Genomic DNA, 8,077 nt, shown 5'->3' with positions numbered 1-8,077 from the left:
TCGACGTCTCCGGCCGGTCCACCGCGGACGGCGGCGCCATCGTCCAGTGGACCGACAACAACGCCACCAACCAGCAGTTCAGCATCCAGGACATCAGCGGCTACATCCAGCTGATCAACCGCAACAGCGCCAAGGCCGTCGAGGTGCAGGGCGCCTCCACCGCCGACGGCGGCAACGTCGTCCAGTACAGCGACTGGAACGGCGCCAACCAGCAATGGCAACTCGTGCGAGTCGGCGGCACGGACCCCGTCCCGCCCGGCACGTGCACGCTTCCGTCGTCGTACCGGTGGTCGTCGACGGGCTCGCTCGCCAACCCGCGGTCGGGCTGGGTGTCGTTGAAGGACTTCACCACCGCTCCGTACAACGGCCGGACTCTCGTGTACGCGACCACGCACGACTTCGGATCCAGCTGGGGCTCGATGAACTTCAGCCTGTTCTCGAACTGGTCGGAGATGGCGTCGGCCAGTCAGAACGCGATGTCGTCCGCGACCGTCGCGCCGTCGCTGTTCTACTTCGCCCCGCGCAACATCTGGGTGCTGGCGTACCAGTGGGGCGGTCCTGCGTTCTCCTACCGGACGTCAAACGATCCGACCAACCCGAACGGCTGGTCCGCGCCGCAGACGCTGTTCTCCGGCTCCATCACCGGTTCGGGGACTGGGCCGATCGACCAGGCGCTGATCGGTGACGGGACGAACATGTATCTGTTCTTCGCCGGGGACAACGGCAAGATCTACCGGGCGAGCATGCCGATCGGTAACTTCCCGGGCAGTTACGGTACGAGCTCGACGGTGGTGATGAGCGATTCGACCAACAACCTGTTCGAGGCGCCTCAGGTGTACAAGGTGCAGGGCCAGAACCAGTACCTGATGATCGTGGAGGCGATCGGCGCGAACGGGCGGTACTTCCGGTCTTTCACGGCTTCGAGCCTGGGCGGTTCCTGGACGCCGCAGGCCGCGACCGAGAGCAACCCGTTCGCCGGCAAGGCCAACAGCGGCGCCACCTGGACCAACGACATCAGCCACGGTGAGCTGATCCGCGTCAGCGCCGATCAGACGATGACCATCGACCCGTGCAACCTGCAACTGCTCTACCAAGGCCGGTCACCCAGCTCCGGCGGCGACTACGGCCTCCTGCCGTACCGGCCCGGCCTGCTGACCCGGCAGCGCTGATGACGGCGGCCGCCTCGCGCCCATCGGGCCGGGGCGGCCGCCCCCTTTCGTGAGGAGTGTCCCGCGTGTCTTCTGCCAACCTCAGCCGCCGTCACCTCCTGCAGGCGACCGGTGCCGCGGCACTGGCCACCGCCGCCGGCGCCGGCGTGCTGGACTCCCGGCCCGCCGCCGCAGCGGTCGTGCCACCGGTCCGCCCGGACATCGGCGCGGCCGCGTTTTCCTTCGACCTCGGCCAGGTGCGGCTGACCGCGGGCCGGTTCCTGGACAACCAGACCCGGACGCTGGGCTACCTGAGGTTCGTCGACGTCGACCGGCTGCTGTACGTCTTCCGGGCCAACCACCGGCTCCCGACCAACGGCGCGGCGGCCAACGGAGGCTGGGACGCACCGACCTTCCCGTTCCGCTCGCACGTTCAGGGACACTTCCTGACCGCCTGGGCCCAGGCCTACGCGGTGCTCGGCGACACGACGTGCCGGGACAAGGCGAACCACATGGTCGCCGAGATGGCCCGATGCCAGGCCAACAACGCGGCCGCGGGGTTCGCCGCCGGTTACCTGTCAGGGTTCCCGGAGTCGGACTTCACCGCGCTCGAAGCGCGCACGCTGTCGAACGGCAACGTGCCGTACTACTGCGTCCACAAGACCCTCGCCGGCCTGCTCGACGTGTGGCGCCACACCGGCAACGATCAGGCGCGCACCGTGCTGCTCGCGCTGGCCGGATGGGTCGACACCCGCACCGCGCGGCTGAGCTCGAGCCAGATGCAGGCGATGCTGGGCACCGAGTTCGGCGGCATGAACGAGGTGCTCGCCGACATCTACCAGCAGACCGGCGACGCGCGATGGTTGCGCGCCGCGCAGCGCTTCGACCACGCGGCGGTGTTCAACCCGCTGGCCGCGGGCACCGATCAGCTCAACGGGCTGCACGCCAACACCCAGGTGCCCAAGTGGATCGGCGCCGCCCGCGAGTACAAGGCGACCGGCACCACCCGGTACCGCGACATCGCCACCAACGCCTGGAACATCACCACCCGCGCGCACACGTACGTGATCGGCGGCAACAGCCAGGCCGAGCACTTCCGCGCCCCCAACGCCATCGCCGGCTACCTGAGCAACGACACCTGCGAGCACTGCAACTCGTACAACATGCTCAAGCTGACCCGGGAGCTGTGGCTGCTCAGCCCGGACAACGCCGGCTACCTCGACTTCTACGAGACCGCACTGCTCAACCATTTGGTCGGCGCCCAGAATCCGGCCGACGGCCACGGCGGCGTCACCTACTTCACCCCGCTGCGGCCCGGCGGCCGCCGCGGGGTCGGCCCGGCCTGGGGCGGCGGCACCTACTCGACCGACTACAACTCGTTCTGGTGTTGTCAGGGCACCGGCATCGAGATCAACACGAAGCTGATGGACTCGATCTACTTCTACGCCGGCACCACCCTGACCGTGAACCTGTTCGTGCCCTCGACGCTGAACTGGTCGCAACGCGGCCTCACCGTCACGCAGTCCACGAGCTATCCGGTCGGCGACACCACCACCCTGACCCTGTCCGGCACCATGAGCGGCACCTGGACCATCCGGGTGCGGATCCCGGCCTGGACGCAGAACCCGGTCATCAGCGTCAACGGCGTCACCCAGACCGTCAGCGCGACGCCGGGCAGCTATGCCACCGTCACCCGCGCCTGGGCGGCCGGTGACACGCTGAGCGTCAAACTGCCGATGCGGGTCGTCATGCGGGCGGCCAACGACAACCCGAACGTGCAGGCGATCACCTACGGACCGGCGGTGCTCTGCGGCAACTACGGCAGCGCCGCCCTGTCCTCGCCGCCGTCGCTGACCGTCTCGTCCATCACCAGGACCAGCACGTCGAGCCTGGCCTTCACGGCCACGGCCAACGGCACGACCGTACCGATCGGGCCGTTCCACGACGCCCACGGCTTCAACTACACCGTCTACTGGAGCACCGGCGGCACCGGCGGGGGCACCGGCGACACCTACAAGCTGGTCAACGCCGGCACCGGCCTGGTCCTCGGCGTGCAGAACATGTCGACCGCCGACGGCGGCCTCGCCGTGGTCTGGGGCGACACCGGAACCGCCGACCACAACTGGGTCCGGATCACCGACGGCAACGCGGTCAGATTCCGCAACGTCAACAGCGGCAAGGTGCTCGGCGTCGAGAACATGTCGACCGCCGACAATGCCCGGGTCCTGCAATGGTCGGACAACGGGACCGCCGACCACCGCTGGACGGTGACCGACCTCGGCAACGGCACCTGCAAGATCCGCAACGTGAACAGCAGCAAGCTGCTGGCCATCCTCAACGGCGCCGGCACCTGGGGCGCCCAGGTCGTCCAGGACCCCGACAACGGCACCGCCGACAACGTCTGGCGCCTGATCGCCGTCGGCTGAGACCTCGGCGGGGCAGACGTCACCGTGACCATCTCTGGTTGGCGGCCGCGGTGCACGTCCACAGCAGAACGGCGGTGCCGTTGGCGGTCAGGTTGCGGTCGACGTCCAGGCACAATCCGGATGCGGCGCCCCGGACGGTGCCGTCGGCGTTGAACGTCCACTGCTGGTTGGCGCCACCGTTGCAGTCCCACAGCTGGACCTTCGCGCCGGCGGTCGCGCCCAGCGGTGCGTCGAGGCACTTGCCGAGCGCCTGAACGCTCTGGCCGGTCACGGTCCACCGCTGGTTGGCGCCGCCGTTGCAGTCCCAGATGACCGGCTGGGTGCCGTTGGCCGTGGCGCCGTTCGGCACGTCCAGGCAGCGTGCGGAGGCGGCGCTGACCAGCGTGGTCCCGCTCGGCGGGGGAGTGGTGGTGCCACCGCTCACCCGGTAGACGACCGTGCCGTGCCCGGGGACACTCGCGGAGATCGCGCCGGTGCTGCTGGTCGTGGCGCTGCTCCACGCTTCGCGAAGGGTGAACGAGTTGCCGGTCCTGCCGATCGCGGCCGCGGTGGTGGAGACGGTCGTGGTGGCGCTGCCCTGGTTGAACAGCGCGACCGCGACGTCACCGTTGGACAGCCTCTTGGCCAGCACGCGCCGGGTGCCGTCGTTCGAGATCTGTGTGGCTTGTAGCCCGAGACTGTCCTGATTGATCGCGATCAGGTTCTGGTTCCTCAGGATCGTCTGAGTGGCGGAGCTCATCGAGCGCAGGTCGTTGCCGGCGATCAGGGGTGCGGCGAGCATCGCCCAGAGCGCAAAGTGGCTGCGCATCTCGGTGTCGGTCATGCCGCCACGGCCGACCTCCATCATGTCCGGGTCGTTGAACCGGCCCGGCGCGGCGTAGCCGGCCAGCGGGACGGTGACGTTGACGATGTTCTGGATGCCCATCGGGTATCCGTTGCTCTGCCCGGTGTCCCAGGCGTTGGTGATGTCCTCGGTGGTGCGCCACAGGTTCGCGACGTCACCCCAGTTCCGCTGCGGCCCCGTCTTGGCGTGAATGCTGTTGGAGTTGATGCTGTAGACGATCGGCCGGCCGGTCGCCGACAGCGCGTCGCGCATCTTGGCGAACGTCCGCACCTGGTCGTCGATGGTGCCGGTCGGGGAGCACCAGTCGTACTTCAGATAGTCCACGCCCCACGCGGCGAACTGCCGGGCGTCCTGGGCCTCGTGGTTGAGGCTGCCGGTGGCGCCGGGATAGCTGCCGAAGTACTGGGCGCAGGTCCGGTCAAGCGGGCCCTGGTAGATGCCGAACTTCAGGCCCTTGGCGTGCAGGTAGTCGCCCAGCGCGCGCATACCGCTCGGGAACCGGCCCGGGTCGCCCTGCAGGTTGCCGGCGGAGTCGCGGTTCGGGTTGAACCAGCAGTCGTCCACCACGACGTACTGGTAGCCGAGGTCCCGCATGCCGCTGCTGACCATCGCGTCGGCCATCTGCCGGATCAGCGTCTCGTTGATGTTGCAGCCGAACGTGTTCCAGCTGTTCCAGCCCATCGGGGGCGTGCGAGCCACGCCGTTGTCGAGGGCCTGCGCGGCGGGGGCGCCGAGGACCGCGGTGGCCCCGGAGATGAGCAGTGCCCCCGCCGCAATGATGGCTGTCCAGCGTTTCATGGGTGACCGCCTTGTCCTTGGTCAGCGTGTGGGAGCGCTTCCATTGAGAGCCACCAATGTTGTCAGGAAAGCCTGGGAATGCTCAAGCGTCGATTCATTCCGCATCGGCGCCGACCTGTCCGCACATCGCCGCTCGTTGCATCCGACATCGCGTTGACCAGCGAATCTGCTTTGCCACGACTCCGGTCACGGCCGTTCATAACAGCTTTTCAGCAGCGAATGCGGTAACGCCTGTTTCCTTCTCAGGGCCGTGTGGGACGAATCTTGAATGAGCTCGATGACCGGAATTGCATACCACCGTCGGACTCGTCGACCCAGAATTCGTCACCGACGAGGCGGACGAAATAGCGCGGATAGTTGGCCGACTCCAGCGCCACCGAACCGGCCCGTGCCCCCGGGCGCACGCAGAACGTGGCGTCGCGCCGGAACAGCACCGTGCCGTCGTCCCGGTCGGCGCGCAGCCGCCACGACGAGTGCCGCAGGAAGCGATCCGCACCGCTCCGGAAGGAGAAGCACGCCGGGTCGGAGAGGCCCGGAACAGCCTCGAACGTGGACCCCGCACGGTCGGTCCCGAGCACGCCGCGGTCGCCGGCCAGGGTCAGGAACCGGCCGGGGACGTCGACCGGCTCGAGGGAAAGCCGGCCGAGCCGCAACGTCGGCCCTGTTGGCCTGGCGGGCGTGGTCGGCGTGGTGGACGGATCGAGCGGCACGGCGGCCGCCGGCGCGGTGGCGGGCGGGCCGGACAACGGCGCCGGGGTGGACGCGCCGGACGAACCGGTGGGGGGCGCCGGGTTCGCCGCGGCCGAGACGCGCTGCGCCGGGTCCGCCAGGCCGATGGCGGTCACCGCGACGACCGCGGCCAGCACGGCCGTGGCCACCGCCCCGGCGACCGGATGCAGACCGGCCGCCACGGCGAGCCGTCCGCCGAACCCCGAGGCGGTCAGGGACCCCGCGAAGGGATGCAGGGCGATCGGCGCGACGGCCGGTGCCTGCTTGGTGAGGATCGCGGCGGCGAGGGCGGCGGGTACGGGCAGCAGCGCGAGCCCGGCCAGCAGCCGTTCGGTCGCGACGAGGCCGGACGCCGCCGCCCGGCACACATCACACGAGCGGACATGCCGCCCGATGCGCTTGCGCCACAGCACTCCTGGTGTGCCGTCCCAGTCCGCCAGCACGGCGGACAGTCGCTCACATCCCGGCTCGGCCTCCAGCGCGACGACGATGGACCGGCACAGCTCCAGCTGATCACGCATCCGCTGCAGGCGTACCCCGGCATGGGCGTCGCTCGTCCCCAGAGCGTCCGCGATCTCCGCCCGGGTGAGATCTCCCGTGGTCAGCAGCACCCAGAGCGGCAGCAGCGTCCGGTGCCCGGCATCCAACCACTGCCCGGCGTGCATGACCTGCCGCCGCTGCGACGCCAACTCCACCCGCAGCAGGCTCAGGTCCTCGAACGGGACGTCCGGCTCACCCGCCAGCTCGTCCAATGGGGCGGTGCGGGCGACGGCGACGCCGGCCCGTTTCAGATGGGTGCCGATCCGGTGCAGAGCGATCGCGATGAGCCAGGACCGGAAACGCTCGGGTGTGCGCAGCTGAGGCAGCTGCCGCAGCATCCGCACCAGCACGTCCTGCACGACGTCGTCGACCGCCGGATCCGGGCCCAGCGCCCGCCGCACCACCGTGTAGACCAGCGGCAGGGACGACCGAGCCAGATCGGCGAGCGCGTCGCGGTCGCCGGCCCGCGCACGCACGACCAGATGAGACCAACCCATATCGATGGACTGTGAACGACGTCGCAGCGCGGGTCAATGTCTGTGCCGATCCAGGCGATCAACGCCCGCCTAGCAGTATCTTCCGCCAACAGGGTTGACAACAAATACTTATGGAACCAGGATACCAAGAGTATCTGAATACTGATGGTATACGGGAGTGATGCGGCGGTGAGATTGACGCGGGCCGAGCGGCGCGAGCAGACCCGGCACGAGCTGGTGACGGCGGCCGAGGAGTGCTTCGTCGGTGGCGGGTTTCATGCCAGCTCGGTGGAGCAGATCGCTGATCGGGCCGGCTACAGCAAAGGCGCGGTGTACTCCAACTTCGCCTCCAAGGAAGACCTGTTCTTCGCCGTCTATGAGCGGCGGATCGAACAGGCGCTGACCGAGGTGGCGCCGGACCTGCGCAAGGTCGGCGCCGAACAGGCCATTGACTGGCTGGCCACGGGCAGCGTTGAGCGGCGCGGCCGCGACGACGGCTGGCTGGCGGTCTTCTTGGAGTTCCGGGCACACGTGCTGCGCCATCCCGAGCTGCGGGAACGCTTCGCCGCCATCCACGCCCGCTTCCTGGAGCTGCTGACCGAGGCGGTGCGGCAGCTCGCCGCGGACCGCGGCCTGGTCCTGCCCACCGACGTGAATGCTGCCCAGGTAGCCGTGGCCTGGAACGCGATGGAGATCGGGCTGACCCTCGAGCGGCTGACTCAGCCCCAATCCGTGGACGGGGCGCTCGCTCGGCGCATGGGATGGCTGCTGCTGGACGCGGCCCTGGGCGCGGCCCCACTCTCTGCCGGCAACGACAGCCCACCGCAGGATCGGAGGATCCGATGAACATTCAAGTTCGCTATCAGCAGAGGCGCCTGGCCGACGTGGCCGCAGCCCTACGGCTGGCCGGAACCCAGACCAGTCGCGAGCACGGGCCGCCTTCTCAACTCGCCCACCACCGTCAGCAGCGGCTGGACACCGTCGTCCGTCACGCCGCAACCCACTCGCCGTTCTACCGTCGGCGGCTGGCCGAGACCGGCGCCCTCAGCGGCGGCCCGGTCCAGCTCCAGCGCCTCCCGGTGCTCGACAGGTCGCTGCTCATGGAACACTTCGACG

Annotated in this window: 6 protein-coding genes; 4 read left to right on the top strand and 2 right to left on the bottom strand. The window is 69.1% G+C overall.

The features are described 5' to 3' along the window. A partial coding sequence (locus AB0M20_RS16505) for a non-reducing end alpha-L-arabinofuranosidase family hydrolase (RefSeq protein WP_364298868.1) occupies window positions 1-1,169 on the top strand: 1,169 nt, incomplete at its 5' end. A 65-nt stretch (window positions 1,170-1,234) separates the two neighbouring features. Then, window positions 1,235-3,574, top strand: a complete 2,340-nt coding sequence (locus AB0M20_RS16500; RefSeq protein ID WP_364298866.1) for a beta-L-arabinofuranosidase domain-containing protein — start codon at window positions 1,235-1,237, stop codon at window positions 3,572-3,574. A gap of 19 nt (window positions 3,575-3,593) precedes the next feature. Here AB0M20_RS16500 and AB0M20_RS16495 read toward each other — a convergent pair whose 3' ends face one another. After that, window positions 3,594-5,216, bottom strand: a complete 1,623-nt coding sequence (locus AB0M20_RS16495) for a ricin-type beta-trefoil lectin domain protein (protein ID WP_364298864.1) — start codon at window positions 5,214-5,216, stop codon at window positions 3,594-3,596. Window positions 5,217-5,458: 242 nt separating this feature from the next. After that, window positions 5,459-6,982: a sigma-70 family RNA polymerase sigma factor gene (locus AB0M20_RS16490; RefSeq protein ID WP_364298862.1), complete on the bottom strand. Its 1,524-nt coding sequence runs from the start codon at window positions 6,980-6,982 to the stop codon at window positions 5,459-5,461. Between the two features lie 168 nt (window positions 6,983-7,150). Between AB0M20_RS16490 and AB0M20_RS16485 the strand changes: the two genes are divergently transcribed. Both AB0M20_RS16485 and AB0M20_RS16480 read left to right on the top strand, forming a co-directional pair. Further along, a complete protein-coding gene (locus AB0M20_RS16485; RefSeq protein ID WP_364298860.1) occupies window positions 7,151-7,807 on the top strand; it encodes a TetR/AcrR family transcriptional regulator in 657 nt (218 codons plus the stop codon). After that, window positions 7,804-8,077: hypothetical protein (locus tag AB0M20_RS16480; protein WP_364298858.1), on the top strand; the 274-nt coding region annotated here is incomplete at its 3' end. The genes AB0M20_RS16485 and AB0M20_RS16480, both read left to right, overlap by 4 nt.

This window comes from Actinoplanes sp. NPDC051633, assembly GCF_040681735.1.
Classification (GTDB): domain Bacteria; phylum Actinomycetota; class Actinomycetes; order Mycobacteriales; family Micromonosporaceae; genus Actinoplanes.
Note: the sequence above shows the minus strand (reverse complement) of the source record. Positions and strands in the feature narration are given on the sequence as shown.

Excerpts from the sequence above, each read along its gene's own strand:
- AB0M20_RS16490 (WP_364298862.1), bottom strand. The coding sequence starts at position 6,982 with ATGGGTTGGTCTCATCTGGTCGTGCGTGCGCGGGCCGGCGACCGCGAC.
- AB0M20_RS16495 (WP_364298864.1), bottom strand. The coding sequence starts at position 5,216 with ATGAAACGCTGGACAGCCATCATTGCGGCGGGGGCACTGCTCATCTCC.